The sequence below is a fragment of the Dyadobacter sp. genome (assembly GCF_039919315.1).
Classification (GTDB): Bacteria; Bacteroidota; Bacteroidia; order Cytophagales; family Spirosomataceae; genus Dyadobacter.
This window is the reverse complement of sequence record NZ_JBDSFX010000093.1, coordinates 1-18,347: the sequence shown is the minus strand read 5'-3', so window position 1 is coordinate 18,347 and position 18,347 is coordinate 1. Positions and strand designations below refer to the sequence as shown.

Genomic DNA, 18,347 nt, shown 5'->3' with positions numbered 1-18,347 from the left:
TCCAGGTTTTTCAAACTGGTTTCCAAATTATCTGTAAATTTTTCTGCACTTGATTCTCCCCAGGTATCGTAAATGTAAGATACCGTGTCAAGGTAATTATCCTTTGCCAGAGAAGTCCACTTTAGCTCGTAAGACACGCTTTACTTCTTTTAGGACATCTCCGTTAGAAATTAGCTGACCGGCTTTGGCTTGTTGTAGAGATTGGTTGAGTTCTTTTAGTAATTCAGGAGAATTGTGATCAATATCTGTGTCTATATCTTGTTGATCGGTAAAAGCCCGAATCGTGGAAAGCAAATCCTCCATACGATCCGCATCGACTGTATTCACCAGTCGTATTACTTCTGATTTGATTTCCCGACTAGACATAGCAGGTATTGTTTAATTCGACACTAAACAAATATACAAAATCAGAAACAATAAAGCCAGGCCTCAACGACCTGGCTTTCCTATCGGTTGGCTTTAAACATATTTCGGATTGAGCTCTTTGGCTTCGGCTACAAATTCTTTGACCTTTTGCTCGTCTTCCTTTTTACAAATGAGCAGTACGCCGTCATACTCCGCGACAATAAAGCCATCGAGCCCGTCAATGACCACCAATTTATCCTGGGGCGTCTTAATGATGGAGTTCGTGGTATTGTGAAGGATCAGGTTTCCATCTGTTACGTTCAGATTCGCATCTTTTTCGGAAACTTCGTAAAGCGATTTCCAGGTACCCAGGTCTGACCAGCCGAAATTGCTCAAAACAACGTGTACATTTTCCGCCTTTTCCATGATACCATTGTCGATGGAAATGCTGCCGCAATGCTGGTAAGCGCGCTGGATAAAATTATCTTCCGATTCAAGGTAGTAATGCGGGTCACCTCCTCCAAAAATCTCCGCAATATCAGGCTGAAATTCTTCGAGCGCCTTTTTAAACGAATTGACATTCCACACAAAAATCCCTGCATTCCAAACAAAATCACCGCTATCCAAAAATTGCAATGCAAGTTCAAGATGAGGCTTTTCGGTAAATGACTTTACTTTTTTAACCGTGAGCTTGTCCGGAATATATTGAATGTATCCATACCCGGTATCAGGACGGGTAGGCTGAATGCCCAGCGTTATCAGAATATCCTCGTTACGCGTTGCACCCAAGGCAACCCTGATCGTATCTTTAAATACCTCTTCTTTCAGGATAATATGGTCGGCAGGTGCCACTACCACATTGGCGTTGGGATTCTGCGCAGCAATTTTATAGCAAGCATAGGCAATGCACGGCGCGGTATTGCGACGGTGCGGTTCCAGCAGGATCTGATCATAGCTCAGCGCTGGAATTTGCTCTTTTACAAGCTCCTTGTATTCCTGGCTGGTAACAATATAAATATTTTCAATAGGGCAAACTCCGTCGAATCTCTCTACCGTTTGTTGCAAAAGTGTTTTGCCGGTTCCCAGCACATCATGAAACTGCTTTGGAAAATCTGTCCGGCTAAAAGGCCAAAACCTCGTCCCCACTCCTCCTGCCATTATAATAACATAAGTATCCTGCATTGTGAAAGGCAAATTTTTTATTCACACTATGAAAACTGTTCAAAACTAATGATAAACAGTCAGTAATAGCCCAAATCAATGCCCAAAAAGACGCACAAATTAGCATAAGGAATTGAATTGAGAGATAATTCGAAGAAAAAACAGTACTGTATAATGATCATAATCTCGATAATTCTTATATCTTGCTTATAACAGCTCAACTATTAAAAACCATGAAACGTATTTTTACCCTACTTCGGCTTTCGCTCTTTTTTCTGGCGTTGCTGCTAAGTATAAATTCCAGGGCACAAACCAATCTGGAAGGTAAAGTGCTCGAATTTTCAACCGGAGAGCCCCTCGTGGGCGTGAGCATACAAGTGAAAGGAAAGGTAACCGGCACGATCACGGACACGAAAGGTCAGTTCAGCCTCTCGACCACATCAGCCCCGCCATTTACCATTATTATTTCCTCCGTCGGGTTTCAAACCCAGGAAATCGAAGTAACGGGAGGAGTCTCCAAACTCGAAGTGAAACTTGCCGAGCAGGCGGTTTTGGGAAAAGAGATCGTAGTTTCTGCATCCCGCGTAGAGGAAAGTGTCATGAAATCTCCGGTAGCCATTGAAAAAATGGATATCCGGGGAATCCGCGATTCTCCTGCCACTAACTTCTATGACGCACTCGCCAATCTGAAAGGCATTGATATGACCACTCAAGGCGTCTTATTCAAATCCATCAACATGCGGGGCTTCGGGAGCACTGGAAATCCGCGTACTGTTCAGATGATCGACGGGATGGACAATCAGGCGCCCGGACTGAATTTCCCGATTGATAATATTGTCGGTCTGTCTGAGCTGGACGTGGAAAGCGTGGAGGTTTTGCCTGGTGCTGCCTCAGCATTATATGGCCCCAATGCGATTAATGGTCTTATTTTGATGAACAGCAAGAGTCCATTCCTTTATCAGGGATTGAGTGCCAGCGTGAAAAGCGGCGTCATGCACGAATCGCACCGGGAGGATGCCACTACCCCGTTTGTCGACGCCACGATCCGGTATGCGAAGGCTTTTAATAACAAATTTGCATTCAAGGTTAACTTCTCTTACATCCAGGCCAAAGACTGGGAAGCGACCAACTATACCAATCTGAATGTAGGCGGAAACCCCGACCCTACCCGCGGAAAAGGCACAGATCCTGACTACGACGGCATGAATACCTACGGTGACGAAGTTCAGACCAATATCAATGCTGTGGCCAAAACACTGGCAGCAAACGGCCTCATTCCGCAGCAGGCCGTTGGACTCGTACCCAGCACATTTGTAAGCCGCACCGGGTATCTTGAAAAAGACCTGGTAGACTACAACACCAAGAGTTTCAAAACCAATGCTGCACTACATTATCGTATCAATGAAAAGATCGAAGCGGTAGCGCAGGTGAATTATGGCTATGGAACGACCGTTTACACGGGTACCGGCCGGTATTCGCTCAGGGATTTCAACCTGACCCAGGCTAAGCTGGAATTACGCGGAGACAATTTCACATTACGGGCGTATACCACCCAGGAAAGATCCGGAAAGTCCTATCTATCAGGTCTTGCGGCCGTTTCAATGTTAAATGGCTATAAAGCGCACAGTACCTGGTTTGGAGAATACACGGGTGCTTTTGCGACCAGCCGTGCCAGTGGAATGACGGAAGAAGAGGCTCATCTCGCGGCCAGGCAATTTGCAGACCAGGGAATGCCCAAACCCGGAACACCTGCTTTTACGCAATTGCTGGATAAGTACCGAAATTCGCCCATTGTAGAAGGCGGCGGCGGTTTTGCCGACAAAACGCAGCTATATCATATTGAAGGCTTTTATAATTTCAAAAATGAGGTGAAGTTTATCGAACTGCTCGCTGGTGCCAATTACAGGAGATACCGGCTCAGGTCGGGTGGTACTTTATTTGCGGATAACAAAGAGGGAAGAACGGGGACGATTCCTATTAATGAGTACGGAGCATTTGTGCAGGCTGGTAAGAACTTGTTGTCTAATCATTTAAAACTAACCGGTTCGATCCGTTATGACAAGAATGAAAATTTCGACGGGCAATTCACGCCGCGTATTTCAGCAGTTACTTCTTTCGGAGAACAAAATATCCGCCTTTCCTACCAGACCGGCTTTCGCATTCCAACCACGCAAAATCAGTACATCGACTTAAAAACGCCATCAGGAACGCTGGTAGGCGGCTTACCGGAGTTTGACGAGCGTTATGGGCTTTCGAGAGGTATTTTGAGACAAAATTTATCTGAGACTGCCATTAAACAATTGATCGCCAGTGACCCAAGCATTGTAGCCAGCGCCACTAACTACGCCACGGCCGCAGTAACCCAGCAAGCGACCGTTGCCATTACCCAGGCCGTGACAGCCCAGGTAACGAATTTGGTCAACCAGGCGGTAGCAGCAGGCACGGTTCCCAACGACCCCAATGCGATCCAGGCTGCGGTCGCGGCGGGTGTAAACCAGACATTACCGGGCGTACTATCGGCGCAGCTTCCCGGTATCCTCGCCGCGCAGGTGCCCGGGCTGGTTCCGGATCTTGCCAAAGCGTATGCATTGGAAAAATTGCCTAAATATAAAGTAGCCAAACTGAAACCAGAACGCATTGCATCGTACGAAATCGGTTATAAAGGGATCATAGCCAAGAAATTGTTTATCGACGCCTATTATTACATCAGCAAGTACAAAGACTTTATAGGTGGCGCGGTCATTGTCGTTCCCACCGCTGCGGCGGCACCCGGGCTGCCCATTGAATCGGGAATTGGCGTAGGAAATTTCAACGGATTTGCGCGCGCCGTGAACACCAATGAGACCATTACCACCCGCGGCTTCGCGATTGGCCTCAATTATGCTTTACCAAAAGGATTTAATGTGGGAGGTAACGTGGCTAACAATGAAATTACCGATTTCAAACCGTCGGCAGAAGTGGAATATTCGCAGTTCAATACGCCCAAATATCGCTATAATGTGAGCTTCGGAAAAAGGATCACGAGCGGCAGCGCATTTGGGTTCAATATAGTGTACCGTTACCAGCAGGCATTTGTGTGGGAATCGAGCTTCACGATACCTACTACGACCGAAGTACCTATTTTCTCAAACACACAGGTACCTGCCATTAGTAATCTGGATGCGCAGGTAAGTATGAAAGTGAGATCTCTTAAATCGATTATTAAAATTGGCGGTACTAATCTCTTTGGAAAATCTTACATACAGGCATTTGGAAGCCCCAATGTAGGCTCCACCTATTACGTATCCATTGCATTTGATGAATTGCTGAACTGACCGAAAAGCTATTTCTCTCCGTAAGCCAGATCGCCCGCATCGCCCAGGCCGGGAACAATGTAATATTGTTCATTCAGTTTTTGGTCGACTGCACCGAGCCATAAACGGCAGTGCGGAATTCTTTTTTGTAAATAATCCACACCTTCCGGACTGGCTATGACCGAAGCAATGTGAGTCTGAGAAGGTATCCCAAAGCGTAGCAAAGCATGGTATACTTTTTCCATCGACCGACCCGTAGCAAGCATCGGATCTATGAGGATCAGTATTTTACCGGTCAGGTCAGGGCTGGTAATGTAGTCCATTTCGACCGTAAACTCCTCTTCCGCATTGATATGATGTCCCCGGTATGCGCCAATGAAGGCATTATCCGCTCTGTCAAAAATACTGAGAAAACCCTGATGGAAAGGGAGCCCGGCGCGCAGGATGGTCGCCAGTACAACAGGCTGCAGGAGTGACCTGGATGACGCTTGTCCCAATGGAGTTTCTACTTTCTCGGTTTTAAAAGTAAGCGTTTTTGAAAGCTCGTAAGCCAACAACTCGCCGACACGCTCCATATTTCTACGAAACCTCATCCGGTCTTTCTGACCATTTACATCTCTAAGTTCGGCCAGATAATGATCGGCAATGGAGGGCTTTTGGGAAAGTAAAAACATAGGTTGGCCAGTTTTTTAAACTACTCCATGCAAGATAATACAAATTCATTGACGTAATTTGGAACAGTTATTTGAAAAATTATCCGAAAGAGATCAGTTGGTGTGAATAGTAGATTTTTTTTGCCTATGTATCAAGGAATTATCCGGCTTTTTAAAATATCGATTTTAACACTGATAACCCTGTCGTACGTACATGCACAAAGTTCATTTATACCTTTTAATGACGATTATTACCATCTGATAGACCGTCTCGAAATCAAACGCGGCAAGTTTACAGAAGGCTTTCACTCCAATGTCAAGCCGTTTGAGAGAAAAGCGGTAGTAGCACTGACCGATTCACTCCTGAAAGAAGGCACCATCAATCTGACCGACCGGGACTGGGAAACCATTGACTACCTTCGCGAAGACAGCTGGGAATGGACCAAAGGAATGATTTCAACCGATTCCGCAAAATATAATAAACTGGCCCGCCTGGGCTGGTTCAAAAATCCCCCCGCAGGAAAAAAACGACGCTTCTTCGATCATCCAGCCGACTTATACAGCATACACAACAAGGACTTTGATCTGCATTTCAATTTTACGACGACCAATTTCATTGGAAAGGACAATAGCTATGACACGACTGCGCACCAATCGCTGTGGGGAACTAGCCGCGGTGTGGAAATTCGTGGAATGATTAATGAGAAGCTTGGATTTTACACTTATGTAGCTGACAATCAAGGTCGTTATCCGAGATATGTCGACGATTTTAAGACAAAATATAGCTTCCCCGGCGAAGGACTAGCCAAGGTCACCCGCAACCATGGCATCGATTTCCTTACGGCGAGAGGATACATTACATTCCGTCCTCTTAAAAGCATTAACCTCAAATTTGGTCACGACTACAATGTCTTTGGTAGTGGCTACCGATCATTGGTTTTATCAGATAACAGCAGCCCATATTTGTTTCTCAGACTTGATACACAGCTAGGTAAGTTTCATTACACCAATTTGTGGACGAGCATGGTTAATACTGGTGATAATTCCTACAGTAAACTTTTAAGGAATAAAAAATTCGCTGCTATTCACCACTTGAGCGTTAACATTACCGACAAGATCAATTTCGGAGTATTCGAAGCCGAAGTTTTTAATCGTGACTCAGTAGGCGGAGGTTACGATCTGAATTATCTGAACCCTATCATCTTTTACCGGTACGTGGAGTCATACCTGGGAAGCCAGGACAATGCTATTCTGGGTTTCGACTTTCGATGGCTGGTTGGCAAAAAAGCTTCTATCTACAGTCAATTCGTTCTGGATGAGTTTCTTACCAAATACCTTTTTAATGGAAGCAAATACTGGACTAACAAATACAGCTTCCAGCTTGGCGGAAAATACGTTGATGCATTCGGCGTCCCAAACCTCGATTTACAGGCTGAATACAATGTAGTCCGGCCGTATACCTATTCGCATAAAGACGGCGGAAGAAATTATATGCATTACGGACAATCACTCGCACACCCGCTAGGGGCCAATTTCAGGGAGTACCTGGGTATAATTCGCTATAAGATCACGTCGCGAATATCCGCATACAGTACCATTATGATGGCGACGCAGGGCAAGGATCCTACAAGCGGACCGTATATGAATTTCGGAAGTGATCTTACGAAAAATTATGACGACAGAAATGTGAACCGCAATGGAGACAAGGATCAGAAAATCGGTCAGGGTATCAAAGCGTCCACTACATTTACGGACTTGCGGCTCTCCTATTCGCTTGCCCATAACCTGTTCCTCGACGGTCGTTATCAGATGAGGAAAATCAAATCTCAGGATGTAAATGTTGCTACCAACTCCAACATTTTTACATTTGCCATACGCTACAACATGGCATACCGCCAGCAAACGTACTGATTTAATCTAAGTCGAAAATGGAAACTAACCCGCATGAGCTACGCAACCTTGTCAGGCTTGCTTTACTGGAAGATATTGGCGACGGAGACCATTCTTCTCTCTCCGCTGTGCCCGCAAATGCAACCAAACGCGCGAAGCTGCTGGTCAAGCAGGATGGTATTCTGGCAGGTGTAGAAGTAGCAAATATCATCTTTGAAGAGACCGCCGCTTACTATAATGATCCCCCCCTGAAAATAAATGTGTTACTTTTTGATGGTTCTCCCGTCAAAATAGGGGACGTCGTTTTGACGGTGGAAGGAAATGCACGATTAATCCTGAAATCGGAGCGACTGGTGCTCAATATTATGCAGCGAATGAGTGGTATCGCCACTTATGCAAGGCAAATGAGCGCATTGATAGCCGACTTGCCGGTCAAGTTGCTGGATACCCGTAAAACAACGCCCAACTTCCGCTTATTCGAGAAAATGGCGGTGAAAATCGGCGGAGCGGTGAACCACCGAATGGGGCTTTACGACATGATCATGCTGAAAGATAATCATGTGGATTATGCAGGAGGCATTGAAGCAGCGATTACCGGTGCACGAAAATATTTGAAGGAAACAGGCCGAGACCTGAAAATTGAAATAGAAACCAGGAACCTGGCAGAAGTTGACGAAGTATTGCGCGTAGGAGCGGTGGACATCATTATGCTCGACAATTTTTCGCTGGACGATATGCGGGAGGCGGTGAAAAGAATTGGTGACCGTTTTGAAACCGAGGCGTCCGGCAACATTACTGAAAAAACATTACGTGCTGTGGCAGAAACCGGCGTGGATGGCATATCCAGCGGGGCGCTCACCCATCAGGCACGAAGTCTGGATTTAAGTTTAAAAGCCTTCTAACCTTTCATCAAACCAAAAAGAGCGTATGCCAAAACACCTCAGAAATGCATACGCTTTTAAGAATAACAGTCTTTCGCTGAGACAGTATCTTTTACTGTTCAGCATATATTTTAGCTTCCCTGGCCTTCTCTCCGCCCAGGAACCTACCCGCAAGGAAATCGACATTGCTCAATTCATTCAAAGCCTTTTCCCAGTCCCGGCTGAGGATAGTGAAGATTCAGATCTGTATGAATCTCTTGTTCAGTTGTATGCAAGCCCGCTCGATCTGAACACAGCAACTCCCGACGAGCTCTCGGCCACCTTGATCCTGTCTGAAACTCAGCTACGTTCGTTTTTTGATTATCGTGAAAAATTGGGACCGTTACTTTCATTGTACGAGTTACAAGCCGTTCCGGGTTTCGATCTTGCTACGATTCAGAAACTATTGCCTTTTGTAATTGTCAAACCGAAACCCATATCATTTCGCGAGTCAATCAAAAACCCCAGTCAGCACTTTTTGATGTTGCGATCAGGGAAGTTATTGGAAAAGCAAAAAGGATTCATAATACCAGATTCGGGTTCCAATGCGACCACCCGGTATCAGGGACGCGCTGGAAACGGTTATCTGAGATATCGCAATGCCCGGACCGGATCTTACAGTTTCGGATTTACATTGGAGAAAGATGCGGGAGAAAAGTTATGGAACTGGGAAGCCGGAAAGCAAATATTCGGGATCGACTTCTCGTCATTTCACGCACAGCTCATGAACCGCGGAAAGCTCAAAAACCTGATCATAGGCGACTATCAGGTGCAGGCTGGCCAGGGAATGATCTTCGGCGCGGGATTTTCGTTGGGCAAAGGATCGGAAGTGATCAGGACCGTTTACAGAAGCACATTGGGAATCAGGCCCTATACATCCGTGGTGGAAACTAATTTTCTGAGAGGAATTGCCGCGACTTATGCAATCCATTCCCACATTGATCTCACCGCTTTTTATTCAGGAAGTCGGCGAGACGCGAGTCAGGAGCAAGTTTTGGACGAGGCTATCACTACCTCATTACCCATTTCGGGTTATCACCGCACACCGAGCGAGCGCGAAAAACACAATATACTCGCCGAGCGGAATGTTGGTTTGCACATTCTCTATAAGCTCTCATCACAAAAAGGACAGCTGGGCTTTACATTCCTGCATACTGCCTATCATTCGACGATCCGCAAGAGGGACGTTCCTTACAATCGCTTTGAATTTTCGGGTAAACAAAACTTCGTGGCCGGTGCACATGGCGATTACCGGTGGCAGAATTTTCACTTTTTCGGCGAAGGTGCTGTGTCCAAAAGCGGTGGTACCGGATTGTTAGCGGGGGCAATCGCCGGACTGGGAAAGAAATGGGACTTGTCGCTGCTAGCCAGACATTACTCCCGCAGTTTTCACACATTTTACGGAAATTCTTTGAGCGAATCCACGCGGCCAATCAATGAGGCAGGCGCCTATGCAGGACTGAGGTATATGCCAAACCGGCGCTGGCAGCTTAGTGCATACTCCGATCGTTTCCGGTTCCCGTGGCTCAAATACCAGATTGATGCGGCTTCGAAAGGTTTTGACTATTACTTCCATACACTTTACAAACCCAATAAACGGTTCAATGCCTATATGCTATACCACGAAAAACACAAGCAACACAATCAGCCCGGCGACCTGCCGTCACTTCCGCTGTCGACCACTGTCCGCCGCACCGCGATGATCAATGTAGAGTACGAAGTTCCGCTGCGATTTTCTGTTCGAACGCGTTTTCAATATGGAAATTTCGCTTACAGGGATATTTCAAAATCGAATGGACTAACTGTTTTTCAGGATGTTACATGGCATTTTGCAAAAATAGAATTCAGTGGCAGACTGGCTTTCTTCAAAACAGATGACTACGACAGCCGGCAATATGCTTATGAAAAAGACATGCTTTATGCATTCTCCGTTCCTGCTTATTACGATACCGGAACCCGGCACTATTTAATGGCGAGATATAATTTGACCAAAGACCTGAAAATATGGTTACGATGGTCGCAGACGAGGTATGCCAAGCTGGACAAGATCAGTTCAGGCCTGAATGAAATTGAAGGAAATAAGCGGAGCGAAATCAAAGCACAGGTGATGTATCAGTTTTGAGTGCCTATTTTTGCGCCGTGAAGGAGAAAATATTTTGAAATAATACCTACTTACAATTGCTAAAATGTCAGACAACAAACTAGACGCACTAAAAAGATATTTCGGTTACGACTCCTTTCGCCCACAGCAGTCTCAGATCATTGATACTGTTATGGAAAACCGTGATTGTCTTGTACTTATGCCCACTGGCGGTGGAAAATCCGTCTGTTTTCAGATTCCCGCCATCCTCCGCGATGGACTCACGGTAGTGATTTCTCCGCTGATCGCATTGATGAAAGACCAGGTGGAAGCATTGCGTGGAAACGGCGTCAATGCGGCATTTCTGAACTCCACATTATCTTCTGCTGAGCAGGACCAGGTGATGTGGCAGGCGAAAGTAGGCGAGTTGAAATTGCTCTACATTGCTCCTGAGAGGCTTTTTTCCGGTAATACCTTCGAGTTCCTGCGGGAATGGAATGTATGTCTTTTCGCCATCGATGAGGCACATTGTATTTCTTCCTGGGGACATGATTTTCGTCCTGAATACCGCCAGTTAATCGGCCTTAAAGTACGCTTTCCCGATGTCCCCATCATTGCGCTCACCGCTACCGCGGACCGGGTTACGCGCAGGGATATTTTGAAGCAGCTCAACATCGAGCACGCCGAAACATTCATTGCCAGCTTTGACCGTCCTAACCTTAATCTGAGCGTGTTACCAGGCCGGAAACGGTTACAGCAGATACAAAGTTTTATTGGTAAACACGACGGACAAGCTGGTATTATATATTGCCTGAGCCGCAAAAGCACGGAAACTGTGGCAGCCAGTCTGCGGAATGCAGGTTTTAAAGCAGAATTTTACCATGCAGGATTGGCCGCTGATAAACGTTCGAAAGTTCAGGAGCAATTCTTGAAAGACGACATTCAGGTGATCGTAGCGACTATTGCTTTTGGTATGGGTATTGATAAATCCAATGTGCGTTGGGTCATTCACTATAACCTGCCTTCCAATGTGGAAAGCTTCTACCAGGAAATAGGCAGGGCTGGTCGCGATGGCTCACCGTCCGATACAGTGCTGTTTTACAGCTACCTAGACATTATTACCAGGCAGGATATGATCAATAATTCCGATCAGTCGGCCGAGCAGAAGGAATTGCTGCATGCGAAGCTCAACCGCATGAAACAGTATGCGGAGGCCGATATTTGCCGCAGACGGATTTTGCTAAGCTATTTCAATGAAGCCGTAGAAAAGGATTGCGGCAACTGCGATGTATGCCGCAACCCGAGAACCCGTTTCGATGCTACTGTCATTGCTCAAAAAGCATTGTCAGGCATTGCCCGCACGGATCAGAAGATAGCAATGGGTATGCTGATTGACATTTTGCGAGGCAGTCGCAACCGGAATGTACTGCAACATGGCTACGAGCGCCTGCCTACATTCGGCGTTGGTATCGAGCTCCGCGGCGAAGAATGGGCGGAGTACATTAGCCAGCTTTTGAATTCCGGTATTATGGACATTGCTTACGATGAAGGACATTCGTTTAAGCTCAATCCGGTCAGCAGGCAGATTTTAAAAGGCGAACGGAAGGTAGAGCTTGTGAAATTCATCCCGATCAGCGAGCGTAAAGCCAAGGAAGATGAGCTGTTACCAAAGGAAAAACCCAAGCAGGAGATCATTCGCGATGCCTTGTTTGAAAGACTGAGGATGCTTAGGAAACAAATGGCCGACGCGCTTGCAGTACCTCCGTATGTTGTTTTCAGTGACGCTACATTATCCGAAATGGCACAGAAAAAGCCGGTTTCCGAGGCGCAGATGAAAGCTGTTTCCGGGATCGGGGCTGAGAAGTTCCGGCGATACGGAGAAACATTTATCAATGAGATCTTGTCATTTGCAAAAGAAAATACGAAACCAGGAACGAGGGTCATCAAAGGCATGACTTACATTGAAACGCTGGATCTGTACAAGGAAGGCTATTTACTGAATGATCTGGCCGAAAAAAGAAACCTTAGTACGGTAACGATCATCTCTCATTTGGTAAAGCTGAAAGAAGACGGCCACGACATTGATCTCAAAGCATTGATCGACAAAAAAGCCTACAACACCATCATTCAGGCCGCACAGGAAATCCAGGTAGGAAAAAATGATCCACTGAAACCATTATTCGAGCTGCTTAATGAGCAGTTTGACTATGGCCAGATCCGGCTGGCGATGGCGATTTGGGAGGAGGAGAGGTGAAATTATTCGCCTCAACATTATATTTACATTTCAAAAATCAACCCAATTATATGCCAAGACAAAATATACTTTCCGGGTCGCCCTGGGAGGACAAAATGGGGTACTGCCGCGCGGTACGCATTGGGAACATCGTGGAAGTTGCCGGAACAGTAGCCATTGTAGACGGAGAAAAAGTGAAAGCCGACGATGCTTTTGCTCAGACCAACAACATTATTGAAAGAATTGCGAAGGTGCTGGAAGACGCCGGGGCGAGCCTGAGCGATGTAATTCGCACGCGGATTTTCACCACCGATATCACTCTTTTTGACGAAATCGCCCGGGCGCATGGGGCGTTTTTTGGTGACATTAAACCGACTACCGGAATTTACGAAATCAGTAAACTGGTTTCTCCTGACTATCTGGTCGAAATAGAGTTTACCGCTATTGTGCAGTAATATAAAGAAATAGTTAAAAAAGGCCCATACTAATCGGTAAGGGCCTTTTTCTATTAAAAATATTTTTTTCTCGTTTCCAACCTTCTGGCCTGAAATTTGCTCTTTGTGGTGTAGTTGTCTGAATTGGACCCTAACACATGGCCATTTAATTATGAAAAATCATCGTACTTTACTCATAGCATCCTTTTTACTAATTCTTTGCGTATTACAAAAAGAAGCCCGCTATAAAGCCATCAGGAGTGGAAGTGTGGAAAAAATGTACAATTCCCCGTCAGAAAATTTAAGTGGCAGTGCATTGGCAGATAAAAATGTCAAAATGACTGGTCGCGAGGCTTATGCACTGAAAAATACCCAACTTTTCGAATTTGCTTCTGTTGACAGTACCTCAAAAACGGCTACTGCCAAATTGCTCAACCAAAACTTGCTTAATATTTCTTCCGGAAATAAAATTCTGGGCTTCAACTAAACCAATGTCCGGCTTAGCTGAATAATCCCATAATATCATCCTGACTTAGCTTTTTAATAAAGCCCGATTCTCCTCCTACCAGATCTTCCGCCAAATCCTGCTTCCGCTGCTGAAGCAAAAGAATTTTTTCCTCAATCGTATCCTTACAAATCATTTTATAAGCAAATACTTTGCGCGTCTGACCAATCCGGTGCGTGCGGTCAATGGCCTGGCGCTCCACAGCGGGATTCCACCAGGGATCAACCAGATACACGTAATCAGCTTCGGTCAGGTTTAGCCCTACGCCACCCGCTTTCAGGCTCATTAAGAACACGCGGCACGTCTGATCGCTCTGGAAACGGTTAACCCTTCCAGCCCGGTCCACAGTTTGCCCGTCGAGGTATTCGTAAGGTATGTTTACTTTTTCAAGATGCTTGCGGATTAAATCGAGCATTCCTAAAAACTGACTGAAAATCAATATTTTATGATTAGACGCATTCTCTTCTATCTCCCTTGTGATCTCTTCCAGCTTGGCCGATTCATTGCCAAAGTCTTCATCGCCCGACAAAATCGAAGGCGAATCGCAAATCTGTCTTAGTTTCAATAATGCTTCCAAAATGAGGAAACTGCTTTTATTCAATCCCTCGGTCGCAAGCTTTTCGGCAATTTCCTGGCGATAGCGCTCACGGAATGTGTCGTAAACCTTCCGCTGCTTGTTGCCCATTTCGCAGAACAATATCGTCTCCGTTTTGTCAGGCAAGTCGGTTGCTACTTCTTCCTTAGTCCTTTTGAGCATGAAAGGGTATACCAGCTTCCGCAATTCGGCAGCCTTTTCTTTATCCTGATACCTGTCAATCGGTGTAGCGTATTCCGTACGGAAAAAGTCTGCGTGGCCCAGCATTCCCGGGTTCAGGAATTCAAACTGAGAATAAAGGTCGAAGGTGTTGTTTTCGACCGGGGTACCCGTCATGGTCAGGCGGTTCTTCGCCCTTAACAACCGCGATGCCTTGGATGTGAGCGAATCAGGGTTTTTAATGGCCTGCGCCTCATCCAGCACTATATAATGGAAATCAAACTGCCTTAGCAACTCCACATCGCTGCGCATCGTACCGTAAGTCGTCAGAATGATGTCATATTCTCTGAAAAAATTAATGTCCTTCCGCCGCGTCATGCCACGATGAACATATAATTTTAAGTCCGGGGTAAATTTAGTCGCCTCTGCCTGCCAGTTGAAAATCAGGGTAGTAGGCACTACGACAAGGTTCGTATGTTCGGGATTAATGTTCTTTTGCTGTTGCAGGAATGTCAGCATCTGTAAGGTTTTACCTAAACCCATATCGTCAGCCAAACAGCCGCCCCAGCCGAATTCATCCAGGAAATTAATCCATTTATACCCTTCCTCCTGGTATTGTCTCAGTGTGGCATTTACATTTCCGGGAAGCGGCACATTTGGTATTTCTTTGAAATTCAGTAGCTTCTGCTTTTTCTCCCACAATTCGCGAAATACCTCTTCATTGTCGAGTTCAGAAACCAACTCGTCGATCAGCGAAAAGTGAATTTTGGACAAATGAATATTTTCGCCATCCACTCTTCCAAATTGCAGAAGCGGTTCCAGTTTGCTGATCCACTCGTCGGGAAGAACGCCCAAAGAACCATCCTGGAGTTGAATGTATTTCTGCTTTTTTAGCAATGCCTTTTTGGCGTCTGCAAGCGAAACTTTCTGATCACCAAACATGATCTCAATCTGCATATCAAACCAATCAATCCCGGAAGAGGCATTCACCTTCACGGTACCTCTGTTTGGATTGAAACGCATTTTTTTCAGATCCTTGAAGCCCAGTAAGTCATATTGCTTTTTTCCGACTGCCTCAACAAAATTGAAAAGCCAGCCTTCCTTCATCACATTGTCGAAAGGAACGTAGAAAAACGGTTGCCCTGCCTGGTGCGCAAAGCCGGGATGCAACGCCCTCAACCATTCCCAAACCGAATTTTCGGCCTGCTGGTCTCGTTCGAGCATTGTAATCTGGTTATTTTCAAAGCTGGTCTTAGTTCTCCGCTGATCGTGCAGAAACTCTATCTCCCCTGATTCACCTTCTCCTTCGTACACAAATGATGGCACGATCAGCAAATTGGCGTCGTCTTCTTTGAGATAGATCTTTGGCTTGCGGAAAGGCAATAAGCGGCTCTGTACTTCGTGACGGGTTTGAAAAATCACATCAAACTGCTCCGTAACCGGAATGATCCATTCGTTCAAAAAACCTTCCGAGAAATCCTTTTTAACTCTGATCTTGTATCCGTTCTGGCCCAGGTACGCGACCATTTCAGCCTCGCTAAGACCAGCCCACCGGAAAAGTGTCTTTTCGTTATGAATACCCAGCCAGAAACTGTCGAGCGAAATCACTTTTTGCAGTTCCAAAGGTGTACCAGGCTGCAATTCGACGTATGGATTGAGTGTGATAAACTCTTTGTCTTCTGTTAAAACAAAAAACAATTTGACCGGCTCGCGGTGCAGTTCCAGCTGCGTCAGCTGGTTATTACTGGTAATGTAGTCGCCATCCGAAAGGAACAATCGGTCGCCATCGAGATCATTGAAGATCCTGTTAATCTGCTTTCCTACGTAATTTCTGGCTTCGTAACGCTGCTCAGGGCTTACATCATCAAAATGCAGGTAAGCATTATAAGCCCAGCCTTGCTTCCTGATGAACTTTTGTAGCCCTTCTTCCCAATGCTTCGCTACGCGTACCAGTCGCGCATCTGCTTCCGTAAGCACAGGGATTTCATCTGCCGAATAATAATGGCTGGAACCTCCCGCTATGTTGCGGATATTGGTAACCTTTTCAGATTTGGAGCTGTATTTGACCGAAAAAACACCGAAACCAATGTCCAGCAAATGGTTTTTCCCTTTTGGCCAAAAAACAAAAATAGATATCCTGTCCTCTTCCTCCTGCCCACTGTCAGCCGAAGAAATATTGAATGTGACATTTTGTGCAGGCAATATCCGCTGCCTGAGCGTTTGCCAATCCTGGTACTCCCCTACTTTTTGCAAAGAAGGGTCCATTTTGATCAGCAAAAGGCCCCCGTCTTCATCGAGGCGGAAGTCAAACTTATCCTTTAAAGTATCGTCCAGTGAGTATCCGTATTCGGCAAGGAGGTTGTTTTTCTCAACCGTGAGGTCGCGCATGACCTCAAATGCTTTCTCGCCGAGCTCTTCCCGCAGTTTCAACAAGGCCGCCAGCTTGTGTTCACAAAGTGGTACCCATAGCTTTTTACCACATGTACAGGTAGTATGTACCTGCTTGGTGTTCTTGATCCGCTGGAATGTGACCGAATAGTCCTGATTATTTTCATGGACTACGCATTCTGCTTCACCTTCCTTGGCGGAAATAATATCAACCTGGCCGATCGAATCCTTGTTTTTCCAGGTTTCGTCCAGCACGAGGTTCCGCAGCTGCATCTCTTTTATTTCGGGAAGATCAATGACCGTATCCTCCATTTCGTGAACAACCTGCTTGATCGTAGGCATCTTGTCCAGAATGTACAAAATAGCTGCAACACGATGTTTGCAGAGACCATTTTTGTCAGGGCATGAGCACTCCGTCGTGATCTGGGGAGTCAGAAAATCCCTGATGTAAATCTGGTAGTACTGAATGGAATAGTCGCTTTTGACTTTGAACTCAGCGTTACCCGGACCATTATAATCAAGTTTGGAAACTTTTAAGCCACCACTGCTATAAATGGAACGCCCTCTTGACAATACATCCTTCTCCGTGCGCCGTAGCAGGAAGTTGGATAATTTCTCCTTCTTTTCGTTTTCCATTTACCCTGCTGCCTGTTAAAAACGCAAAGGTACGGTACCTTTCTCTTTTATAGAAATGAAGGCGAAAATATCTGCCCGCTTCAAAAAACCAGATTATCTTACATAAGGCTGGTCAATAACGCCAATGTGACCCGTATGCAATGATTTTTCATAAAACCCGATAATCTGCCTGCCGACATTAGGGTATAATAGTTTTGTATCTAATGCTGCAATCGGCATCCAGACTATTTCCAGGGCTGTAGTATGGACCGGATTCAACTTAGGAATTCCGGTGATCTCAGTTTGAAATACCATATGCAGCGTTTCTTTTTTGATTTCATGCCAGATTACCTCGCCGCAGAAAACCATTGTCTGGACCTCAGCTACTATTCCCAGTTCTTCATCAAGTTCACGTACAAGTGCTTCGGAAAGACATTCGCCGGGATCAGGATTTCCGCCAGGCAATGCAAAAACCTCCGTATCGCCGTAGCAATAACGCAAGGTCAAAATAGAATCATTCAGTAGTATGATGGCCGAAGGGCGTACGTTCATAAGGTAACGGATTAAAGACGGTGCAAGTCATCTGCTCAATTTAGTCCGTTAAGACCATTTTTTCAATAAGTAACATGAAAATATGGATCACTTTGATGTGAATTTCCTGAATTCTGTCTGCATAGCCAAAGTGCGGAACACGGATTTCAACGTCTGCGACGCCAGCCAGTTTGCCCCCGTCTTTACCCGACATAATGATCACTTTCATTCCTTTCGCTTTCGCTGCCTCGGCCGCACGGATAATGTTGGCAGAGTTTCCGCTTGTACTGAGTCCAAGCAACACGTCTCCCGGCTGTCCCAGTCCTTCAATATATCTTGAAAACACATATTCGAATCCAAAATCGTTGCTCACACAGCTCAAATGGCTCACGTCGGAAATAGCAATGGCAGGCAGTGCGCGGCGGTTGTCGCGGTATCTGCCAGTAAGCTCTTCTGCAAAATGCATGGCGTCGCAGTGGGAGCCTCCATTGCCGCAGGAAATGATCTTTCCATTGTGAATGATCGCATCGGCCATCATTCCGGCC

General features: G+C 45.8%; 13 protein-coding genes. 7 read left to right on the top strand and 6 right to left on the bottom strand.

Annotated features, from left to right (window positions below; all coding sequences use genetic code 11):
- Positions 1-96: 96 nt before the first annotated feature.
- Both ABIO93_RS27775 and ABIO93_RS27770 read right to left on the bottom strand, forming a co-directional pair.
- On the bottom strand, positions 97-366 hold the full coding sequence (locus tag ABIO93_RS27775; RefSeq protein WP_348073277.1) for a hypothetical protein: 270 nt from the start codon (positions 364-366) through the stop codon (positions 97-99).
- Positions 367-459: 93 nt separating this feature from the next.
- The gene (locus ABIO93_RS27770; RefSeq protein WP_348073276.1) at positions 460-1,527 is read right to left on the bottom strand and encodes a sugar phosphate nucleotidyltransferase; all 1,068 of its coding nucleotides are present in this window, start codon (positions 1,525-1,527) and stop codon (positions 460-462) included.
- A gap of 212 nt (positions 1,528-1,739) precedes the next feature.
- On the opposite strand from ABIO93_RS27770, the gene ABIO93_RS27765 reads away from it, so the two are divergent.
- Positions 1,740-4,820, top strand: a complete 3,081-nt coding sequence (locus ABIO93_RS27765; protein ID WP_348073275.1) for a carboxypeptidase-like regulatory domain-containing protein — start codon at positions 1,740-1,742, stop codon at positions 4,818-4,820.
- 8 nt (positions 4,821-4,828) lie between these two features.
- On the opposite strand, the gene upp is transcribed toward ABIO93_RS27765, so the two are convergent.
- A complete protein-coding gene (gene upp, locus ABIO93_RS27760) occupies positions 4,829-5,473 on the bottom strand; it encodes a uracil phosphoribosyltransferase (protein WP_348073274.1) in 645 nt (214 codons plus the stop codon).
- Between the two features lie 126 nt (positions 5,474-5,599).
- Between upp and ABIO93_RS27755 the strand changes: the two genes are divergently transcribed.
- The 6 genes from ABIO93_RS27755 (at position 5,600) to ABIO93_RS27730 (ending at position 13,496) form a co-directional block, all read left to right on the top strand.
- Entirely contained in the window at positions 5,600-7,363 is a 1,764-nt protein-coding gene (locus ABIO93_RS27755) for a hypothetical protein (protein WP_348073273.1), read from the top strand.
- A gap of 17 nt (positions 7,364-7,380) precedes the next feature.
- Complete coding sequence (nadC, locus tag ABIO93_RS27750; protein ID WP_348073272.1) at positions 7,381-8,244, top strand: carboxylating nicotinate-nucleotide diphosphorylase; 864 nt, start codon at positions 7,381-7,383, stop codon at positions 8,242-8,244.
- Positions 8,245-8,269: 25 nt separating this feature from the next.
- The gene (locus ABIO93_RS27745) at positions 8,270-10,384 is read left to right on the top strand and encodes a helix-hairpin-helix domain-containing protein (protein WP_348073271.1); all 2,115 of its coding nucleotides are present in this window, start codon (positions 8,270-8,272) and stop codon (positions 10,382-10,384) included.
- 64 nt (positions 10,385-10,448) lie between these two features.
- On the top strand, positions 10,449-12,596 hold the full coding sequence (gene recQ / locus ABIO93_RS27740) for a DNA helicase RecQ (RefSeq protein WP_348073270.1): 2,148 nt from the start codon (positions 10,449-10,451) through the stop codon (positions 12,594-12,596).
- A gap of 50 nt (positions 12,597-12,646) precedes the next feature.
- Positions 12,647-13,030 (top strand): RidA family protein, encoded by a 384-nt coding sequence (locus ABIO93_RS27735; protein WP_348073269.1) that lies wholly within the window; start codon positions 12,647-12,649, stop codon positions 13,028-13,030.
- A gap of 151 nt (positions 13,031-13,181) precedes the next feature.
- On the top strand, positions 13,182-13,496 hold the full coding sequence (locus ABIO93_RS27730; protein ID WP_348073268.1) for a hypothetical protein: 315 nt from the start codon (positions 13,182-13,184) through the stop codon (positions 13,494-13,496).
- 13 nt (positions 13,497-13,509) lie between these two features.
- On the opposite strand, the gene ABIO93_RS27725 is transcribed toward ABIO93_RS27730, so the two are convergent.
- From ABIO93_RS27725 to lpcA, 3 genes are all read right to left on the bottom strand, one after another.
- On the bottom strand, positions 13,510-17,292 hold the full coding sequence (locus ABIO93_RS27725) for an SNF2-related protein (protein WP_348073267.1): 3,783 nt from the start codon (positions 17,290-17,292) through the stop codon (positions 13,510-13,512).
- Positions 17,293-17,385: 93 nt separating this feature from the next.
- The gene (locus ABIO93_RS27720) at positions 17,386-17,823 is read right to left on the bottom strand and encodes an NUDIX hydrolase (protein WP_348073266.1); all 438 of its coding nucleotides are present in this window, start codon (positions 17,821-17,823) and stop codon (positions 17,386-17,388) included.
- A gap of 40 nt (positions 17,824-17,863) precedes the next feature.
- On the bottom strand, positions 17,864-18,347 hold a 484-nt coding region (lpcA, locus tag ABIO93_RS27715; protein ID WP_348073265.1), incomplete at its 5' end, for a D-sedoheptulose 7-phosphate isomerase.